Genomic DNA, 17,820 nt, shown 5'->3' with positions numbered 1-17,820 from the left:
AACTCCTCACCTCAAGCAGTGACAGAGGCGAGGCGAACGCCTCACGACCTGTCGGTGGGGAGTTCGAGCTCCGGCAGTCAAGGCGCCGAACCTTTCGTGGCCGGGCGGTGTAGGGCAGGTGTGAGGACGACGCGACGTGAACTGCTGGCCGGGGGGCTCGCCCTGGCCACCCTGCCCGCCCTGTCCGCCTGTGCCGCAAGCCAGGCCGAACCCGCGGCCGCCAAGCCCGTGAGTCCACCACCGCCCGCCAGGACGACCGGACTCGCGGGGACGCTGTATGCCAGCACCGCGTCCGGGCTGGTCGCCGTGGACCTGGCCACCGGCAAGCAGATCCGCGAGTACGGCGAGGCCGTACCGGATGCCGGTTGGGAACGACTGCACCAGGTGAAGGACGGGCGGCTGCGCGTGCTCGACCTCCCGAGCGGCAAGGTGCGCCGCGAGGCACCTGTCAGCGGCACGCAGGTCAAGGCGGTCTCCCGCTCGGGAGAGCTCGTCGCCGTCGGCCCGCCGCCCGGCCCGCGTACCAGCACCCTCATCTCCCTGGCCGGACCGGACGGCGGGCGCGACCTCCGGCTCGGCGGCAACGTCGAGCCGGAGGCCTTCTCCACCGACGGCCAGGTCATGTACGTCCTGGAATACCTGCCACCCGACAAGCCAGACCGCTACCGGGTACGCGTGCTGGACCTGCCCTCGGGCACCCCGAAACCCCTCAACACGCGCGACAAGAAACCCGTGCCGGAGGGCAGGGAGGAGGAGATGCGCGGGCAGGGCCGCCAGGCGGTCCTGGACGCGGACGCGGGGGTCCTCTACACGCTCTACACCCATCAGCCCGACCACCTGCACACCCGCGACCTGATCGCGGGCGGCGACTCCGCGCCCGGCGTGCATGCCTTTGTCCACGTCCTCCAACTGGACCAGCGGTGGGCGTACTGCCTCGACCTGCCACAGCCGTTCGGCCTGGGCCCACCGAAGGCGCACACCCTGGCGCTCAGCCCCGACGGCCGCACCCTCTTCGTCTACGACGCCACCAGCGGCCGCATCGCCCAGGCCGACACAACAGACCTCACCGTGAAACGCACCGCCTTCGGCGCCAAGCACACAGGCGAGGCATACGCGCTGGCCGACGACCAGCACCTCTACCTCGCGGCCGGCACCTCCCTACAACTGGCCGACCCGGCCACGCTGGCGCCGCGCGGAACCTGGCAGTTGCCTGGCCCCGCGCGTGGCCTGGCCACACTGAACGGGCAACTGCTGGCCGGCGTCGGCGACCGCGTAATCGCCCTGGACGAAAAGGGAACCCAGCAAGCCGGCATCCCCGTCCCAGGTCTCCGATCGCTCCACCACGCCGCCCATCCCTGACAGGCCACCGGAGTCGACCACCCACCCTGCCTGATGCCCCGCGAACCGAAAGGCCACCAAGGGAGTAAGCACCGAGAGGCTCTATCATTCGTTGCCCCATGGGATGACACAGGAACTCCAGAAAAAGTCCTTGACGAGAACGTGAGCGGGGCGCACGATGCATTTCTTGTTTCTCCGTGGCGACGAAGGAGTCGACGTGACCGACGGTGTACAGGAACGTTCCAGCCGCACCATCTCGCAGGCGATCACCACCTTCAAAACCTTCGACTGGAGCGCGTGGACTTTCGACTCGCTACGCATCGCCGAAGGTAAGACGCGTACGGACGGCGGCAGCGGGGACCAGTCCTTCCTGGAGGGACTCCAGTACAAGATCAAGGGAAAGTGGTACAACGGCCACATCAGCCTCAGCCCGCTGGACGGCTCGGACGAGAGTTTCTATTTCAACAGCGCCCATCTCACGATTACGGGCAGCACCTACAACGGAAACTACTTCTTCACCATCAACGAAACCGAGGCCAAGCCGTCCGAGGCGCCCAAAAAATTCAAGGGAAAGTACTCTCTCTCAGGAAGTGACCTGCCCGACAGCGAACTCAGGGCGGACGTCATCAAGCTGCTGGAGCTGATCGCCCTGTTCGGCGACGACTGAGCCACTCCAACCCGGCGCGGACCGCGAAGTCCTCGCGCAGCCGAGTGCAGCGCGAGGACTTCGGCGTCGAGGGCGGCAAGCCCGCGCCGGACCACTCTGCCGGCCATCGCCACAGGCGAGATGCGCACGCGAGCTACGCATTACCGGCGGCCATAGGTGAGCCGCCGCAGCGCGGCCTCGGCCGGTCCCCGTCGCCCGCCCGGTGCCAGCAGCGCGGCGAGGACCACGGTGCTCAGCCAGGTCAGCACCGCGATGCCGGAAGCCGCGGCGTCGCCGACCCGGTTGCCGAGACCGCCCGCGTACGGCGCGAAGAGTGCCACGAAGACCACGGACTGGAGGAGATAGCAGGTCAGCGACCACTGGCCGCACGCTGCGAGCGCCTTGACCACCGGACCATCGCCTCGACGACGGCCGGCGACCAGGCCAACGATCGCCGCGTACGCCAGACCACCGGCGACGCCGCTCACGCTGTGCAGCGCGTACGCCGACACCGCCACCGGATCCGACGGCATCCAGAGCCCGGTGTCGACCAGCACCAGCGGCGCTCCGCCGGCCACGGCCACAGCGGTGCCCACGACGGCGACCCGCGTCAGCAGGTCCCGGTGCGCGGCGGGGTCCTCCAGCACGCGGCGCCTGGCCGCCCAGATCCCGAACAGAAGGGCCGGCACCACGCTCGCGGCGAAGTACGTCGGCGTCATCCCGAACCACCCGATGAGCCGCATCACCACCGCCGCGATCGGGTCGGCCATGGCGGCAGGCGTATCGCCCTTGGGGGCCGAGGCGGTGAGCAGCCCGAAGCCGAACATCACCACGACATGCAGCGCCAGCCCGACGGCGGCGGCCCGGAGCACTGACCGGTCCGTGCGCCGGACGAATCCGACGAGCACCAGCCCGACCAGCCCGTACGCGCCGAGGATGTCGCCGAAGAACAGCAGCAGCGCGTGGCAGAACCCGAACGCCAGCAGCCACAGGCTCCGCCGGCGCAGGACCTTGCGCGCCTGCGTCCAGTTCCTGCCGGTGGCGAGTTGCCGGTCGGCGAGCCGCACGAGGCCGTAGCCGAACAGGGCGGCGAACATCGGCAGCGCACGGCCGTCCACCAGCAGGATCTGCGCCCCGGCGACCAGCCGGTCCAGCACCCCGCCGTCGAGGGCGTAGCCGCGAAAGCCCGTCGCGTGACCGGACAGGTACATGTGCGCGTGCGCTAAGGCGATGAGCAGCAGCATCAGCCCACGGGCGAGATCGGGCGCGAGCGCGCGCTGGGTGATGGGGGTGGCTCCCACGACGGGAGGCGGTGGGGCGATGGACATGGGTGTCCCCTCGACTTTAGATACACGACTGTAGCTGAGCTACAAGGTAAGATACAAAGGCGTAGCTAATCAAGGGGTGGTAATGGGTGATTCCCGGACGCGCCGTCGCGGCGAAGAGCTGATCAAGGCCATTCACGACGCCGCTCTGGACGAGGTGCTGGAGGTGGGCGCGGGGCGGCTGACCATGGACGGCATCGCCCGGCGCGCGGCGACACCCCGCACGACCCTCTACCGGCGCTGGTCCGATCCCATCGAAGTGCTTCTCGACGCGCTCTACCACCAGCATCCGGTCGAGGAGCCCACGCCCGGGGCCGACGACCTGCGCGGCGACCTCGTCCGCGCCCTGCGGCTCATGGTGGAGTGGGCCTTCAGCCCGGCCGGCCGGGCGGTCGCGGCCATCCTCACCGACCCCAGAAGCGCGGCGCTGATGTCCGACGCCCTGTTCGAGCGGGTCTTCGCGGGTCGCGGCGGCACGTTCACCCGTACCGTGCTGGAACACTACGCCGAACGGGGCCACTTCCCCGCCGAACTGCTCACCCCGGTCGTGGCCGACATCGGCGAGGCCCTCGTCACCAAGCGCCTGATCGATGCCGGGGCGCCGCCCACCGACGAGGACCTCGCGGCGATCGTCGACCAGGCCATCCTGCCCGCGATCGGGCTCGGCCCTCGGGCGTGAGGCGGAACCCCACCTGACGGTCGCCATCGCCGCACTCGCCCACGCCGGCGGCCCAGAGCCGGATCCGCCCACGGGACCGCACGTCACCCTCTCCCATTCGGCCCCCGAGGCAGGCTCAACCGCCGTAACGCCGATGGCCACCCAAGCGTCTCCGAGAGGGAACCTTCGGCCCTTCAGGTTCTGCTCAGCGTGAGGTGGCGCCGATGATGGTGTCGAGCATCGTCCGGGCGGTGGACAACTCGGTGATGGAGCGGCTGATCCGGTCCCGCTCGCGGCGCAGTTCGGGCAGGAGGCCAGGACATGCCGCGGCCAGGCCATCGCCGGTGCCGACCGTGCACGGCAGCACATCGGCGATCGTCGTGGTGGGGAGCCCGGCCGAGAGCAGGACGCGGATGCGTCGCACCTGTTCCACGTCGCCCTCGCCGTACTCGCGGTATCCGCTCGGCCGTCGCCGCGGCCGCAGCAGGCCCTGCTCCTCGTAGTAGCGCAGCAGCCGTGGGCTGACGCCGGTCCGCCCCGCCAGCTCTCCGATCCGCACCGCGCCTCCGGTTGACTCTCACATCCATGTGAAGGTCTAGCCTAACCACGCGAAGGGCGCCCAGGAGGAGTGATGAGCGTGCGTACGTCGGTCATAGGGTTGAACCCGCGAGGTGCGGCGCTGGCCAAGGCCCTCGCGGCGGCAGGTCACGATGTCGTGGTCTGGGACGAGGCCGGCGCACCGGCCGAGCCCGTCGAGGACGTACGGCGGGCGGCGTCGCCGCAGGTCGCGTTCACGGCTTCACTGGTGCTGATGTGCCTGGACGACTACGACGGCGTCCGGCGCGTGCTGGGCCGGGCCGAGCCGTACATCGTCTCGGCCGACCTGATCAACCTCACGTCCGGAACGAGCGAGCAGGCCGAGCAGGCCGCCGGCTGGGTGCGGGCCAGGGGCGGGCACTATCTCGACGGTGCGTTGATGGCCCATCCCGAGCATGTCGGTCAGCCGGAGACGGTGCTGGTCTACAGCGGCTCCCGCGAGGTGTTCGAGCGCCATCGAAGCTCGCTCGCACACATCGGCGGCGCCACCTATCTGGGCTCGGCCCCCGGCACCGCGGCTCTCCATGACGTGGCGATGCTCAACTTCGCCTGGGCCACCCTGATCGGCTTCCTGCAGACCACCGCCCTGCTCGGCACCGCCCAGGTCCGGGCCACGACGGTGGCGCCCCTGCTGACCCACTGGCTGTCCACGACCGTCACGGAAGTGATCACCGACTACGCCCGCCAGATCGATGACCACCGCTACCCCGGCGACCAGGAATGGCTGGAGCTGGATGCCCCGCTCATGGACCACCTCATCAACGCCGTCCGAGCGCGGGGCCTCGATACCGCCCTGCCCGAACTCATCAAGTCGCTGACGGCCCGGGGCATCGAGGCCGGCCACGGTAAGGACAGCTTCGCCAGTCTCGTCGAAATCCTTCGCGGCCAATAGGGCTGTTTCGGCGGCGAGGTTCTGACAGGGATCTGTGCGGGATCTGCCAGGGCCGCCGGTCACGCTGGCGGTCATGAACGCATTCGAAGCCGAAGGGCTGGTCAAACGCTTCGGCAAGACCACCGCCCTGGCCGGAATAGACCTGGCCGCCCGCCAGGGCAGTGTGCTGGCGGTGCTCGGTCCCAACGGCGCCGGCAAGACGACCGCCGTGCGCATTCTGGCCACGCTGCTGCAGGCCGACGCCGGGCGCGCCACCGTGGGCGGGCTCGACGTGGTGCGCCACTCCGCCCGTGTGCGCCGCCTGATCGGCCTGACCGGCCAGTACGCCTCGGTCGACGAGGACCTGACCGGCCGGGAGAACCTGGTGCTGATAGCCCGCCTTCTCGACCTACCTGGCAACCAGGCCAAGCGCCGAGCGGCCGAGCTGCTTGCGGAGTTCGGGCTGGAGGCGGCGGCCGACCGCAGGTGCAAGACCTACTCGGGCGGCATGCGACGCCGCCTCGACCTGGCCGCCAGCCTGGTCGGCCGTCCCGACGTGATCTTCCTTGACGAGCCGACCACCGGCCTGGACCCCGCCAAGCGCGAGGACGTCTGGACGATCGTGCGCGATCTGGTCGAGGACGGCGTGACCGTCCTGCTGACCACGCAGTACCTGGAGGAGGCCGACGCGCTGGCCGACGACATCTCGGTCATCGACCACGGCAAGGTCATCGCGCACGGCAGCCCGGCCCAGCTCAAACGTGTCGTCGGCGGCCAGACCGCCCTCGTACGCCCCACCGACCCCGAACGCCTGCCCGAAGCCGAGTCGATCCTGGCCCGCCTGTCCGGCCGCCGGCCCGAGCGCCCCGCCCGCGGCGTGGTCACGGTCCCAGTGGCCGGCGACGCCGCGTTCGCCGAGATCGTGGCCGCGCTGGCCGCGTCCGGCATCACCGCGGCCGAGCTGTCGCTGCACCTGCCCAGCCTGGACGAGGTCTTCTTCACCCTGACCGGACGACGAGAGGCCGCCGCATGACCCTCACCGTGGACGAGCAAGCTCCCGCACGCGCCCAGCCGCGCCCTTTCGCGCTGGTACGGCACAGCCTCGCCCTGGCCGGGCGCAGCGTCACCAAGACCCTGCGCACTCCCGAGCAGCTGCTCGACGTGACGGTCCAGCCGCTGATGTTCCTGGTCATCTTCGTCTTCCTGCTGGGCGGGGCGGTGTCGGGCTCCACCGGCGCGTACCTGCAGCTCGTCCTGCCCGCGATGCTGGTGCAGGTCATGCTGATCGCCGCCATGTCCACCGGGGTGAACCTCAGCACCGACATCGACAAGGGCGTCTTCGACCGTTTCCGCGCGCTGCCCATCGGCCGCTCGGCGCCATTGCTGGGGTCGGTGCTGGGGGATGTGATCAGGTATGTGGTGGCGACCGCCTCGATGCTGGGCTTCGGCACGTTGCTGGGGTTCCGGGCGCAGACCGGGCCGCTGGGCGTGCTGGCCGCGTGCCTGCTGACGATGTTCTTCGCGTTCTGTGTGAGCTGGGTGTTCGTGCTCTTCGGGATGGTCGCCAGGACGCCGGGGGCGGTGCAGGGGCTGTCGTTCCTGGTGATCTTCCCGCTGACGTTCGGCACGAGCATGACCGCGCCCAAGGGCACCATGCCGGGCTGGTTGCAGGTGTGGCTGAACGTCAATCCGGTCGAGCGGGTGATGGACGCCTCGCGGGCGCTCATGCTCGGCGGTCCGGCGGGCGGGCCGGTGCTGGCTTCGCTGGCGTGGGCTTTGGGGATCGTGGCGGTGTTCGCGCCGCTGGCCGTGCGGGCCTATCGGCGACGCGCCTGAGCGCTGTCGATTTCCGGATGACCTGCGCGTCATCGGGGTAAGGAGGACAGAAAATGAAGTTCGCACTGCTGTTGTTCGACCCCGAGGGCTACTGGGACGCCGTCTCCACGGAGGAGATGGCGTCGGCGCTGGCCGCGCACCAGGCGTTCGCCCGCTATCTGGACGGACGCGGAGTCGCCTACACCGGGCAGGCGCTGCACCCCGAGCGGGAGGCCCGCACCCTGCGACCGGCCGCCGACGGCCCCGCCGCCACCGGTGGTCCCTTCACGCCGAGGCGCGCGGAGTTCGCCGGCTTCTACGTCGTGGAATGCACCGACCTCGACGAGGCCGAGGAGGTGGCCCGCAAGTGCCCGATCGGCGCCGGCATCGAGATCCGCCCGATCTGGGAGGTCCCGTGACCATGCGCTGAAGATTCTTTCCCGGCGATGTCGAATCCCCCGGTGCCCCGTTCGTCGGTGGGCGAAGCCACGTACCGAAGGAGGAGACTGACCATGAAGGACAACCTCAGCGAGCCGACAGCCCTCGCCCGCAACGCGCCGAGCATGCCCGCGGCCGTCGACCGGGCCACTTTCCAGGCCCAGGTGGACGAGTTGCGGGCCCGGGAGAAGGCGCACACACGCGAGGGCGACGCGATCGCCGCCGCCCGGCGCCGGCTGCCCATGGTCGAGGTGGACCCCACGACCGAGCTGGTCGGACCTGACGGGCCGGTCACCCTGCTGGAGACGTTCGAGGGACGGCGGCAGCTGCTCGCGTACTACTTCATGTGGCGCGACGGTCATCCGGCCGCCGCGCAGTGCGAGGGCTGCACCTGGTGCGGCGGCCAGATCTCGGAGCTGTCCTACCTGCACTCGCGCGACATCACCTACGCCGTCTTCTGCCAGGGCCCGTACCGGGAAAGCCGCCGTTATCGCGACTTCATGGGCTGGGACATGCCGTGGTACTCGGCGAAGGCCTCCGTCGGCACGCTGCTCGTCGGCCGCCAGATCGGCTCGATGCAGCTGGTGAGCTATCTGCGCGACGGCGAGCGCGTCTTCGAGACGTACTGGACGACGGGCCGCGGCGTGGAGGCGATGGACTACAGCCTCGCGCTCATGGACCTCACCGTGTACGGACGCCAGCACCCGGGCGAGGACTCGCCTCCCGGCTGGCCGCAGGCGTGGCGGGAGGAGGAACCCACCCAGTTCTGGCGGATCGACGGGCGCCCGCTCTCGCAGTGGTCGCGCATCGAGGCTGGACGCTCCGACGACCTCACCACCGCGCCGTGATCGCGCGAGTGGGCGTGCCATAGTGCTGTAGATGAAGTACGCACTGGTCATCTGGCACGGTGAGGAACACTCGGAATCGCCCCAGGAGATCCATGCGTGGCCGGAGCACGAGGCCTGGTTCGCCGACCTCGAGGCCCGCGGGGTCTACCGGGGCGGCAACCGCCTGCGGCCGACGGCCACCACGAAGGTGCGGGTGCGCGACGGTGAGACGCTGATCTCGGACGGCCCGTACGCGGAGACCAAGGACCTGATCGGCGGGTTCCTCGTGGTCGAGTGCGAGCATCTGGACGAGGCGATCGAGATCGCGGCGGGACACCCGTTCGCCGCGTTCGGCACCATCGAGGTGCGGCCGGTGTGGGAGTGACCGATGCGGCCGGGTCGGCGGTGGCCGAGGCGTTCGCCGCGGAGTGGGGACAGGTCGTCGCGACACTGATCCGGGTGACCGGTGACTGGGACCTGGCCGAGGACTGCGCCGCCGACGCGTTCACGACGGCCCTCGATCGGTGGCGGCACGACGGAATTCCCGACAACCCGGGCGCCTGGCTCACCACGACGGCGCGTAACCGGGCCATGGACCTGCTCCGGCGCGAAGCCGTCGGCACCGCCAAGCTGCGCCAGGCCGCCGTGCTGGCCCGCGCCGCCGAGCAGCCGGGGGAGCCGGACGAGGTGCCCGACGACCGGCTCCGGCTGATCTTCACCTGCTGCCATCCGGCGCTGCCGTTCGACGCGCGGGTCGCGCTGACGCTGCGGACGCTGGCCGGGCTGACGACGGCGGAGATCGCGCGGGCGTTCCTGGTGGCGGAGCCGGCCATGTACCAGCGGCTGACCAGGGCGAAGAAGAAGATCCGCGAGGCGGGCATCCCCTACCGGGTCCCGCCCGCGCATCTGCTGCCCGGCCGCCTGCGGGCCGTGCTCGCGGTGCTCTACCTGCTGTTCAACGAGGGGTACGCGGCCAGCGCCGGCGCCCGTCTCGTCCGGCAGGACCTCGGCGCCGAGGCGATCCGGCTGGCCCGCCTGCTCGTACGGCTGCTGCCCGAGCCGGAGGCGCGAAGCCTGCTCGCGCTGATGCTGCTGCACGACGCGCGGCGGGCGACCCGGGTCGACGAGGCGGGCGTCCTGGTCACGCTGGAACGCCAGGATCGATCGCTCTGGGACAGATCCAAGATCACGGAGGGGCTTCGGCTGCTGCCCGGCACCCCCGGCCCGTACCAGCTCCAGGCGGCGATCGCGGCCCGCCACGCGACGGCCCCGAGCGTCGAGGCGACCGACTGGCCGGAGATCGTCCGGCTTTACGATGACCTGCTGGAGCTGGTGCCCGCACCCGTCGTCCGGCTCAACCGCGCGGTCGCCGTCGCGATGGCCGACGGCCCCGAGGCCGGGCTCGTGCTGGTCGAGGAGCTCGCCGCCGCGGGCGAGCTCGCCGGCTACCACCTGCTCCCGGCCACGCGGGCCGACCTGCTGCGCAGGCAGGGCTCGTACGGGCGGGCGGCGCTGGCGTACCGTGAGGCGCTGGATCTGGCCCCGACCGACGCCGACCGCGCCTACCTGCGGGGGCGGCTGGAGGAGACCGAAGGTCTCAGGCCGGGAAGACCGGAGCGTGGCTGATCTTGAAGTTGACCGAGTTGGCGATGAAGCACATCTGGTGGGCGCGCTCGTGGAGCTCCAGCGCGCGTGCGGCCGTGGCGGGGTCGGCCAGGGTCGCCTCAGGCCGCAGCACGACCTCCTCGAACCGGCCGCCGCCGTCGGGCGACTCGACCATGGTGCCCTGAGGACGGTCGGTGTAGCCGGTCACCACGATCCCCTCGGCCGAGCACAGGTGCAGGAACCAGAGCATGTGACACTGCGACACCGCCGCCACCTGCAGCTCCTCCGGGTTCCACCGGGCCGGGTCGCCGCGGAAGGCCGGGTCGGAGGACCCCGCGATCACGTCCTTGCCCGGTGCGGAGACGTCATGGTTCCGCTTGTAGTCGCGGTAGCCGCTGGTGCCGGTGCCGGTGTTGCCGGTCCACGTCACCTGAACCTCGTACTGGTGCGTCCTGGCCATGGGGTCACGATCCTTTCTCGACGGTTGTGCCGTGGTTCGCCGCATCGACATCGGGTACGGCCAGCGCGGTGGCACGGGCGTGCCCGGCGGCGATCCGGCCGGCGCGTTCGGCTTCGCCGTCCGCGATCGCGCGGACCAGCAGCCGGTGCTCGGCCACGACGGCGTCGGGGCGCTGCGGGGGAGTGAGGGAGGCACGCGTGGAGACGACGATCTGGTCCCAGAGCCGGTCGAGCATCTCCAGCGCGATCGGGTTGGCCGCGAGCTCGGCGACCCGCCGGTGGAAGCGGCGGTTGAGCAGCATCGCCTGGTCGTAGTCGCCCGCCCTGGTGATCTCGGCCAGCAGCGTGTTGTCGCGGCCGAGGTCGGCCAGGTCGGCGGGGGCGATCCGCCCGGCCCGCTGCCGTGCTGCCGCGGTCTCGGCGGTGAGCGCCTCCAGCGAAGCCCGGACGGCGTAGGCATGGGCCAGCGCCTCGCCGCTGAGCGCCGCCACGATCACACCCCGCCCGGCGCTGCGAACCAGACCGTCGCCTTCCAACCGCCGCAACGCCTCCCGCACCGGGGTGCGGCTGACTTCCAGCGCGGCGCTGACGGACAACTCGGTGAGCCGTTCGCCGGCTGTGTACCCGCCGGTCACGATCTGCTCGCGCAGCCGCCGATACACGGACTCTGTCTGCATGCCACCTCCTGATTGCATGCACAGCATACATTGCATACAAACCTGAATGTCGCCGGGCCTGCCTTCGACGGCGGGCCAGGTAGAGCGCGGCTGCCCGTAGCCCCGCGCACGCGGCTTCCGGGCCGCGGTGGACGAGGTGGCGTGCGCGGGTCTTGTTCGGCGGGGTGAGTGCGTGACGGGTCGCGAAGAATTCGTCGCGTTCCGGGTGTCGAGAATGTGGCGGTGGCTTCGTCCCAGGTACACCAGTGGCCACGACCGGGGCCGCGTGACGAAGGAGAACCACCATGACGCTCAAGCGGATGGACAACATCGGCATCGTCGTCGACGACCTCGACGTGGTGATCGCGTTCTTCACGGAACTCGGCATGGAGCTGGAGGGCAAGGCGCTCATCGAGGGGCCGTGGGCAGCGCGGCTCGTCGGGCTCGACGACCAGCGCGTCGACATCGCGATGATGCGGACCCCGGACGGCCATGGGCGGATCGAGCTGGCGAAATACCACACGCCGGAGGCGATCGGCGGGGTGCCGCAGGACGCTCCGGCGAACACGCTGGGCATTCGCCGCATCATGTTCGCGGTCGACGACATCGACGACGTCCTCGCCCGCCTGCGCACCCACGGCGCCGAACTCGTCGGCGAGGTGTCCCGGTACGAGGACAGCTACCGGCTCTGCTACCTCCGCGGCCCCGAGGGCATCGTCGTCGCACTGGCAGAGGAACTCGGCTGACGGCCCGGCACATCCCGAGAACCACGACCGGAGGAAACGACCATGCGACCGAACGAGATCACCGAGGTGCTGAACCGGCCGATCAGCCAGGAGCTCCTGGCTCGCGACATGACCCGCCTGGCCTACGTCGCCCAGGACGGCACACCGCGTAACATCCCGATCATCTTCGCCTGGAACGGCTCGCAGATCGTCATGTGCACGCCGAAGAACGCCCCGAAGCTCCGGGCCCTGAGCGAGAACCCGATGGTCGCGCTGACGATCGACACCGAGGTGCACCCGCCCAAGATCTTGCTCATCCGGGGCCGGGCGGAGCTGGACTACGTCGACGGCATCCCGGACGAGTACCTCCAGAAGACCAGCACCTACGAGATGACGCCCGAGCAGCGGGTCGTGTGGGAGGCGGAGGTGCGTTCGCTCTACCACGACGGCATGGTCCGGATCGTCGTGACCCCGACCTGGGCGAAACTGATCGACTTCGAGACGACGCTGCCGAGCCCGGTCGAGGAACTGATCCGGCAGCGGGAGGCGCGTCAGCGCGCGTGAACGTCGGAGAAAGTCCGCCAAGAAGGTGTCGAGAACCCGCCCGCGGCTCCGTCCCCGGAGCGAACACGGCCACAATGGGCCCAGAACACACCAAGGAGAAACACGATGGCCAAGTACCTGCTGCTCAAGCACTACCGGGGCGCGCCGGCATCGGTCAACGACGTGCCGATGGAGCAGTGGACGCCGGAGGAGGTTTCGGCCCACGTGCAGTACATGCGTGACTTCGCCGCCCGGCTGGAGAGCACCGGCGAGTTCGTCGGCGAGCAGGCGCTCTCGCCGGAGGGCACGTTCGTCCGCTACGACGGTGAGGGGCGGCCGCCGGTCACTGACGGACCGTTCGCCGAGACCAAGGACCTGATCGCCGGCTGGATGGTGATCGACGTCGAGAGCTACGAGCGGGCGCTCGAACTGGCCGGCGAGCTGTCCGCGGCTCCGGGCGCGGGCGGCAAGCCGATCCACGAGTGGCTCGAGGTGCGCCCGTTCTACGGCGAGCCGTGCGTGGTAACCGAGTGAACGAGTCGCTGCTGCGGGAACTGGTGCCCGCGGTGATCGGTGTCCTCGTCCGTCGCGGAGCCGACTTCGCGGCGGCCGAGGACGCCGTGCAGGACGCCCTGGCCGAGGCCGTGCGCGTGTGGCAGGACGACCCGCCGCGAGACTCCAAGGGCTGGCTGGTCACCGTGGCCTGGCGCAAGTTCCTCGACGCCGCCCGCGCGGACACCTCACGGCGGCACCGCGAGGTACGCGTGGACGCCGAGCCCGCGCCCGGCCAGGGCGAGGCGGTGGACGACACGCTCCAGCTGTACTTCCTGTGCGCGCACCCGTCCCTGACACCCGCTTCGGCGGTGGCGCTCACGCTGCGCGCGGTCGGCGGCCTGACCACACGTCAGATCGCGCGGGCCTACCTCGTGCCGGAGGCGACCATGGCCCAGCGCATCAGCAGGGCCAAACGGACCGTCTCCGAGGTCCGGTTCAACCAGCCCGGTGACGTCGCCACCGTGCTGCGCGTGCTCTACCTGGTCTTCAACGAGGGCTACTCCGGCGACGTCGACCTCGCCGCCGAGGCGATCCGGCTCACCCGCCAGCTCGCGGCCAGGACTCACCACGAGGAGGTCGCGGGCCTGCTCGCGCTCATGCTGCTGCACCACGCCCGGCGCCCGGCACGGACCGGCGCCGGCGGCCGGCTCGTGCCGCTCGCCGAGCAGGACCGCTGCCTGTGGGACACCCGCCTGATCGCCGAGGGCGTCGACATCCTGCAGGCGGCCCTCGCCCGCGACCGCCTGGGCGAGTTCCAGGCTCAGGCCGCCATCGCCGCGTTGCACGCCGACGCCCGGACGGCGGGGGAGACCGACTGGGTGCAGATCGTCGAGTGGTACGACGAACTGGTGCGTCTCACCGACAGCCCGGTGGCCCGCCTCAACCGGGCTGTCGCGGTCGGCGAGGCCGACGGCCCGCGGGCCGGCCTGGCCGCCCTGGCCGGGCTCGACCCGGCGCTGCCCCGCCATACCGCCGTCCTGGCGTACCTGCACGAGCGTGACGGTGACGCGGCGACCGCGGCGCGGCTCTACGCCGATGCCGCCCGGTCGGCGCCCAGCCTCCCCGAACGCGAGCACCTCACGCGACAGGCCGCCCGCCTCAACGCGCGACTGCGCGGTTGAACGGCGGGCGCCGGGCATTCTCTTTTCAGGCGCGCGGTTCCCAGCGAAACAACCGCACGGCCAGCCCGATCGAGACCGCGGCCGTGACGAGGGCGGCCGCCGCCGCGGGCAGCACTTCAGCCACCAGGTGCGACTCGCCCCACGCGGCCCGCGTCAGGTGCGCCAACGCGCCCCCCGGGATGGCCAGCCCGATCCAGTCGACCTGGCCGGACGGCCGGTCGATGACCCAGATCGTGCTGCCGATCAACGACAGCATGAACGGCATCGTCGTGACCTGGGCCATCTCAGGAGACGAGGTGAAGGCCGCCGTCAGGAACGCCACCGCCGCACAGGTCACGGAGCCGATCACCAGGGCGAGGAGCAAGGTCCACGGGCGTTCCGGCCACTGCCCGCGATAGACGCCGGAGACTCCCAACAGCAACCCGGCCTGCACGATCACCACCACGAACAGCGGCGCCGCCAGTCCCGTCACGATGCTCATCGTGGACGCCCTCGAGGTTCGCAGGCGCTTCAGGTAGAGCCCTTGCCGCCTGGCCGTCAGGGTGGTTGTCGCCGTGCAGTACACGGTGAATGCCAGCAACGTCGCGATCTGCACCATCGCCCGCACCGGCGGCGGCATGTCGCCGTCGGACCCCCCGAACGCGAACACGGCCCCGAACGCCAGCGGGACCAGCAGCGCGATGGCGGCCACGAGCTTGTTGCGCAGAATGAGCCGCAGTTCTGTGGCCGCGATGACCAGCCAGGGCGCCCTCATCGTGTCTCCTCCTGGCGGCTGATCGCCGCGAAGACCTCGGCCAGGGAGGCCTCGGTGACGCGCAGGCGACCGAGTGCCACACGTTGGCGCCGCGCCCAGTCGAGCAGCCGGTCGAGGTCGGCCTGCGGTTCGTGTGTGAGCACGTTCAGCTCGTCGCCCAGGACGGTCGGCCGGCCCGTCAGCCGGGGCAGTTCCCGTCCGGCTCCGCCCGGCAGCACGCAGCGGATGCGGGCGGGGTAGCCGGCGATCACCTCGGCCTGGGTGCCCGACACGACCACCGTGCCTCCGCTCATGATCGCGACGCGGTCGGCCAAGGCTTCGGCCTCCTCCAGGTAGTGGGTGGTGAGCAGGATGCTGCGGCCCTCGTCGAGCAGATCGCGCAGGACGTTCCAGGCGCGTTCGCGTGAAGCGGGGTCCAGGCCGGTGGTGGGCTCGTCGAGGAACAGCAGCGACGGGCCGGTCGAGATGGCCAGCGCCAGGTCCAGCCGCCGCCGCTCGCCGCCCGACAGGCGTTTGACCTGGATGTCCCTGTGGCGGTCCAGGTCCACGACCGCCAGCGGATCGGCGGGGCCGGAACGTCCCGCATGCAGCTTTTGCCACATGCGCAAGGTCTCGGTGACGGTCAGCTCGTCGGCCAGACCGGCCTGCTGGAGCATCGCCGACACCTCTCCGGCCAGGTGACGGCGCTCGCGGTAGGGGTCCTTTCCGAGCACCCGCACGTCCCCGGCGCTCGGCCGGCGGTGGCCGCCCAGCGTCTCCAGGGTGCTGGTCTTGCCCGCTCCGTTGGTGCCGAGGAGCGCCAGGAGTTCGCCCTGGCGTACCTGGAGGTCGATGCCGTGGACGGCGGTGAAGCCGCCGTAGACGACCCGGAGCCCCCGGACGTCCACGGCGAGGGTGTCGTCCCCGGTGGTTGGTGTTCGCATGACCTCAGCGTCGGCCGGGCGCGGCCGGTGCGTGTAGTGCCGGACGACCACGTGACCACAACCGGATGTCCTGATTTTTCGTGACACATGTCATGCCGCCTACCAGGCACAATACGAGACATGAGTGCTCCATCACTGACCGGTCTACGGTGGTTCACCCAGGTCACGTTGGTCAGCGGGGTGCCGCTCCTGTGGGTGTTCGCCGTAGTGATGCTGGGCGTGTCCCATGGGTGGGGACCGCTGACGTTCGCGCTAGCCGCCGGTGGCGGGGCGGTGGCCGGGCTGGCGGGGCTGCTGCTCGTACGTGCGGTCCTCGGCGCCGCCGTCACCCCTGGGGAGCGGATGGCGACCGGCGTGGCGGGCGTCATGGCGCTGGCCGGTGTCGGCGCCGCCGCCGGGTGGGCGAGCACCAACGACCTGCTGGCCGCGGGCGGGATCGCCGGACTCGTGTGCTCGGGCGCCGGGCTGCGGGCGCGGGAGGGGCGGCGGCTTCCGGCCACCGTTCTCGCCCTGGTGGCGGTGGCCGCGGTGGCCGCCGCGGCGGGCGCGCCGCGGGGAGACTTCTTCTCCTTCGTCCTGCCCGCCCTGATCCTGCCGCCCGCGATCTGTCTCGTCGTGGTGGCGCAGACCTGGACCTACGAGGTGGCCAGGCGGCTGGAATCGGCCCGGTCCGTGGCCGGTGAGCTGGCCGTGGCCGAGGAACGGGTCCGTTTCGCCGCCGACCTTCACGATATTCAGGGACATCATCTGCAGGTCATCGCGCTCAAGAGCGAACTGGCCGCGCGGCTGGGGCCCAGCCGTACCGGAGAGGCGACCGCGCTCATGCGGGAGGTCCGTCAGCTCGCGCACGACGCGCTCGCCGACACCAAGGCCGTGGTGGGCGGGTATCGGCGGGTTTCGCTCCGCACCGAACTCGCCAACGCCGGCAAGGTGCTCACCGCCGCCGGCGTCCTCGCCGAGACGCACGTCACCGCGACGGTCGCCGGTACGGCGGAGCCGCTGCTCGGCCTGGTGGTCCGCGAGGCCACGACCAACATCCTGCGCCACTCGACGGCGTCGGCCGTACGCCTGTCGCTGACCACCTCGGACGGCACGACCTTCCTGACCGTCACCAACGACGGCGTCGACCGCCCCCACGGACTTTCCGGCGACGCCGCCCGGCAGGCGCCGGGAGAGGCGGGCAGCGGGCTGCGGGTGCTGGCTGAGCGGCTGGAGCAGGTCGGTGGACGGCTGAGCTGGAAAAACACCGGCGATCGCTTCACCGTGACCGCGACCCTGGCCGCCGCATGATCCGCGTGCTCGTCGCCGACGACGAGGCCCTCATCCGCGGCGCGCTGGTGGCGCTGCTCGGCCTCGAACCCGACCTGTCCGTGGTCGCCGAGGCGGACACCAGCACCGGCGCCGTGACCGCCGCCGCGCTCAGCAGGCCCCACATCGCGGTGCTGGACCTGGAGATGCCCCCGGCCGACGGACTGGTCGCCGCCGAACGCATCCTGCGCGAGCCGGCGACCGACGGCGAGCCGGCCACCCGGATCGTCCTGGTCACCCGGCACGCCCGGCCCGGAGTGCTGCGACGCGCCCTGGCCGCCGGGGTGAAGGCGTTCGTCCCCAAAACCACCCCGGCGGAACGCCTGGCCGAGATCATCCGCGAGGTCCACGCGGGCCGGCGCTACGTGGACCCGGAGATCGCCGCCTCCGCCCTGACCGAGAACGACTGCCCCCTGACCACCCGCGAGCTCGAGGTACTGCGGGCGGCCCGATCCGGCCACTCGATCGACTGGATAGCGGGACAGGTACACCTGGCGCCGGGAACGGTCCGGAACTACCTCTCGTCGGCCATGGGCAAGATCGGCGTTTCCAGCAGGCACGCGGCGGCCCGGAGAGCCTGGGAACAGGGATGGATCTAGCCGCGGGATGTATCAGCGGGACGTGCTCGCCCTCCGGGTAGGTGAGGGACGGGGGTC

General features: G+C 71.0%; 22 protein-coding genes. 16 read left to right on the top strand and 6 right to left on the bottom strand.

Features of this window, described 5'->3' with window-relative positions; all coding sequences use genetic code 11:
- The first annotated feature begins 120 nt into the window (after positions 1–120).
- Both ACIBHY_RS46245 and ACIBHY_RS46240 read left to right on the top strand, forming a co-directional pair.
- A complete protein-coding gene (locus ACIBHY_RS46245) occupies positions 121–1,359 on the top strand; it encodes a YncE family protein (protein ID WP_397310064.1) in 1,239 nt (412 codons plus the stop codon).
- A gap of 196 nt (positions 1,360–1,555) precedes the next feature.
- Entirely contained in the window at positions 1,556–2,005 is a 450-nt protein-coding gene (locus tag ACIBHY_RS46240; protein ID WP_397310063.1) for a hypothetical protein, read from the top strand.
- Positions 2,006–2,145: 140 nt separating this feature from the next.
- On the opposite strand, the gene ACIBHY_RS46235 is transcribed toward ACIBHY_RS46240, so the two are convergent.
- Positions 2,146–3,312: a DUF418 domain-containing protein gene (locus tag ACIBHY_RS46235; RefSeq protein ID WP_397310062.1), complete on the bottom strand. Its 1,167-nt coding sequence runs from the start codon at positions 3,310–3,312 to the stop codon at positions 2,146–2,148.
- Between the two features lie 82 nt (positions 3,313–3,394).
- Between ACIBHY_RS46235 and ACIBHY_RS46230 the strand changes: the two genes are divergently transcribed.
- On the top strand, positions 3,395–3,988 hold the full coding sequence (locus ACIBHY_RS46230) for a TetR/AcrR family transcriptional regulator (RefSeq protein WP_397252954.1): 594 nt from the start codon (positions 3,395–3,397) through the stop codon (positions 3,986–3,988).
- Between the two features lie 184 nt (positions 3,989–4,172).
- Here the strand turns inward: ACIBHY_RS46230 and ACIBHY_RS46225 are convergent, their stop codons facing one another.
- Positions 4,173–4,526: a MerR family transcriptional regulator gene (locus ACIBHY_RS46225; RefSeq protein ID WP_397252955.1), complete on the bottom strand. Its 354-nt coding sequence runs from the start codon at positions 4,524–4,526 to the stop codon at positions 4,173–4,175.
- A gap of 72 nt (positions 4,527–4,598) precedes the next feature.
- Between ACIBHY_RS46225 and ACIBHY_RS46220 the strand changes: the two genes are divergently transcribed.
- The 7 genes from ACIBHY_RS46220 to ACIBHY_RS46190 all read left to right on the top strand — a co-directional run bounded on the left by ACIBHY_RS46220 (position 4,599) and on the right by ACIBHY_RS46190 (position 10,141).
- On the top strand, positions 4,599–5,456 hold the full coding sequence (locus tag ACIBHY_RS46220; protein WP_397252956.1) for an NAD(P)-dependent oxidoreductase: 858 nt from the start codon (positions 4,599–4,601) through the stop codon (positions 5,454–5,456).
- Positions 5,457–5,529: 73 nt separating this feature from the next.
- On the top strand, positions 5,530–6,468 hold the full coding sequence (locus tag ACIBHY_RS46215) for an ATP-binding cassette domain-containing protein (protein ID WP_397310061.1): 939 nt from the start codon (positions 5,530–5,532) through the stop codon (positions 6,466–6,468).
- Positions 6,465–7,271 (top strand): ABC transporter permease, encoded by an 807-nt coding sequence (locus ACIBHY_RS46210; protein WP_397310060.1) that lies wholly within the window; start codon positions 6,465–6,467, stop codon positions 7,269–7,271. Before ACIBHY_RS46215 ends, ACIBHY_RS46210 begins: the two co-directional genes overlap by 4 nt.
- Positions 7,272–7,324: 53 nt before the next feature.
- Positions 7,325–7,669 carry a YciI family protein gene (locus ACIBHY_RS46205; RefSeq protein ID WP_397252959.1) on the top strand — a complete coding sequence of 115 codons (345 nt, stop codon included), beginning with the start codon at positions 7,325–7,327 and terminating at the stop codon, positions 7,667–7,669.
- 93 nt (positions 7,670–7,762) lie between these two features.
- Entirely contained in the window at positions 7,763–8,536 is a 774-nt protein-coding gene (locus tag ACIBHY_RS46200; protein ID WP_397252960.1) for a DUF899 family protein, read from the top strand.
- 31 nt (positions 8,537–8,567) lie between these two features.
- Positions 8,568–8,900, top strand: coding sequence for a YciI family protein (locus ACIBHY_RS46195; protein ID WP_397310059.1), 333 nt, complete (start codon positions 8,568–8,570; stop codon positions 8,898–8,900).
- The gene (locus tag ACIBHY_RS46190; RefSeq protein WP_397310058.1) at positions 8,891–10,141 is read left to right on the top strand and encodes an RNA polymerase sigma factor; all 1,251 of its coding nucleotides are present in this window, start codon (positions 8,891–8,893) and stop codon (positions 10,139–10,141) included. The genes ACIBHY_RS46195 and ACIBHY_RS46190 overlap by 10 nt, the downstream gene beginning before the upstream one ends.
- On the opposite strand, the gene ACIBHY_RS46185 is transcribed toward ACIBHY_RS46190, so the two are convergent.
- A complete protein-coding gene (locus tag ACIBHY_RS46185; protein ID WP_397252963.1) occupies positions 10,113–10,580 on the bottom strand; it encodes an OsmC family protein in 468 nt (155 codons plus the stop codon). The two genes, ACIBHY_RS46190 and ACIBHY_RS46185, sit on opposite strands and share 29 nt — an antisense overlap.
- A 4-nt stretch (positions 10,581–10,584) precedes the next feature.
- The gene (locus ACIBHY_RS46180; protein WP_397310057.1) at positions 10,585–11,256 is read right to left on the bottom strand and encodes a GntR family transcriptional regulator; all 672 of its coding nucleotides are present in this window, start codon (positions 11,254–11,256) and stop codon (positions 10,585–10,587) included.
- A gap of 299 nt (positions 11,257–11,555) precedes the next feature.
- Here ACIBHY_RS46180 and ACIBHY_RS46175 point away from each other — a divergent pair, with 299 nt between their 5' ends.
- From ACIBHY_RS46175 to ACIBHY_RS46160, 4 genes are all read left to right on the top strand, one after another.
- A complete protein-coding gene (locus tag ACIBHY_RS46175) occupies positions 11,556–11,981 on the top strand; it encodes a VOC family protein (RefSeq protein WP_397310091.1) in 426 nt (141 codons plus the stop codon).
- 42 nt (positions 11,982–12,023) lie between these two features.
- On the top strand, positions 12,024–12,524 hold the full coding sequence (locus tag ACIBHY_RS46170) for a pyridoxamine 5'-phosphate oxidase family protein (protein ID WP_397310056.1): 501 nt from the start codon (positions 12,024–12,026) through the stop codon (positions 12,522–12,524).
- Between the two features lie 105 nt (positions 12,525–12,629).
- On the top strand, positions 12,630–13,037 hold the full coding sequence (locus ACIBHY_RS46165) for a YciI family protein (protein ID WP_397252966.1): 408 nt from the start codon (positions 12,630–12,632) through the stop codon (positions 13,035–13,037).
- The gene (locus tag ACIBHY_RS46160) at positions 13,034–14,179 is read left to right on the top strand and encodes an RNA polymerase sigma factor (RefSeq protein ID WP_397310055.1); all 1,146 of its coding nucleotides are present in this window, start codon (positions 13,034–13,036) and stop codon (positions 14,177–14,179) included. Before ACIBHY_RS46165 ends, ACIBHY_RS46160 begins: the two co-directional genes overlap by 4 nt.
- 25 nt (positions 14,180–14,204) lie before the next feature.
- On the opposite strand, the gene ACIBHY_RS46155 is transcribed toward ACIBHY_RS46160, so the two are convergent.
- A complete protein-coding gene (locus tag ACIBHY_RS46155) occupies positions 14,205–14,933 on the bottom strand; it encodes an ABC transporter permease (protein WP_397310054.1) in 729 nt (242 codons plus the stop codon).
- Positions 14,930–15,856: an ABC transporter ATP-binding protein gene (locus tag ACIBHY_RS46150; protein WP_397310053.1), complete on the bottom strand. Its 927-nt coding sequence runs from the start codon at positions 15,854–15,856 to the stop codon at positions 14,930–14,932. Before ACIBHY_RS46150 ends, ACIBHY_RS46155 begins: the two co-directional genes overlap by 4 nt.
- Positions 15,857–15,976: 120 nt before the next feature.
- On the opposite strand from ACIBHY_RS46150, the gene ACIBHY_RS46145 reads away from it, so the two are divergent.
- Together ACIBHY_RS46145 and ACIBHY_RS46140 are read left to right on the top strand one after the other, a co-directional pair.
- Positions 15,977–17,146 carry a sensor histidine kinase gene (locus tag ACIBHY_RS46145; protein ID WP_397310052.1) on the top strand — a complete coding sequence of 390 codons (1,170 nt, stop codon included), beginning with the start codon at positions 15,977–15,979 and terminating at the stop codon, positions 17,144–17,146.
- A complete protein-coding gene (locus ACIBHY_RS46140; protein ID WP_397310051.1) occupies positions 17,143–17,763 on the top strand; it encodes a response regulator in 621 nt (206 codons plus the stop codon). The genes ACIBHY_RS46145 and ACIBHY_RS46140 overlap by 4 nt, the downstream gene beginning before the upstream one ends.
- Positions 17,764–17,820 lie beyond the last annotated feature (57 nt).

The sequence above is a fragment of the Nonomuraea sp. NPDC050547 genome (assembly GCF_044457345.1).
In the GTDB taxonomy this organism is placed as follows: domain Bacteria; phylum Actinomycetota; class Actinomycetes; order Streptosporangiales; family Streptosporangiaceae; genus Nonomuraea.
This window is presented reverse-complemented; position numbering and strand designations above follow the sequence as displayed.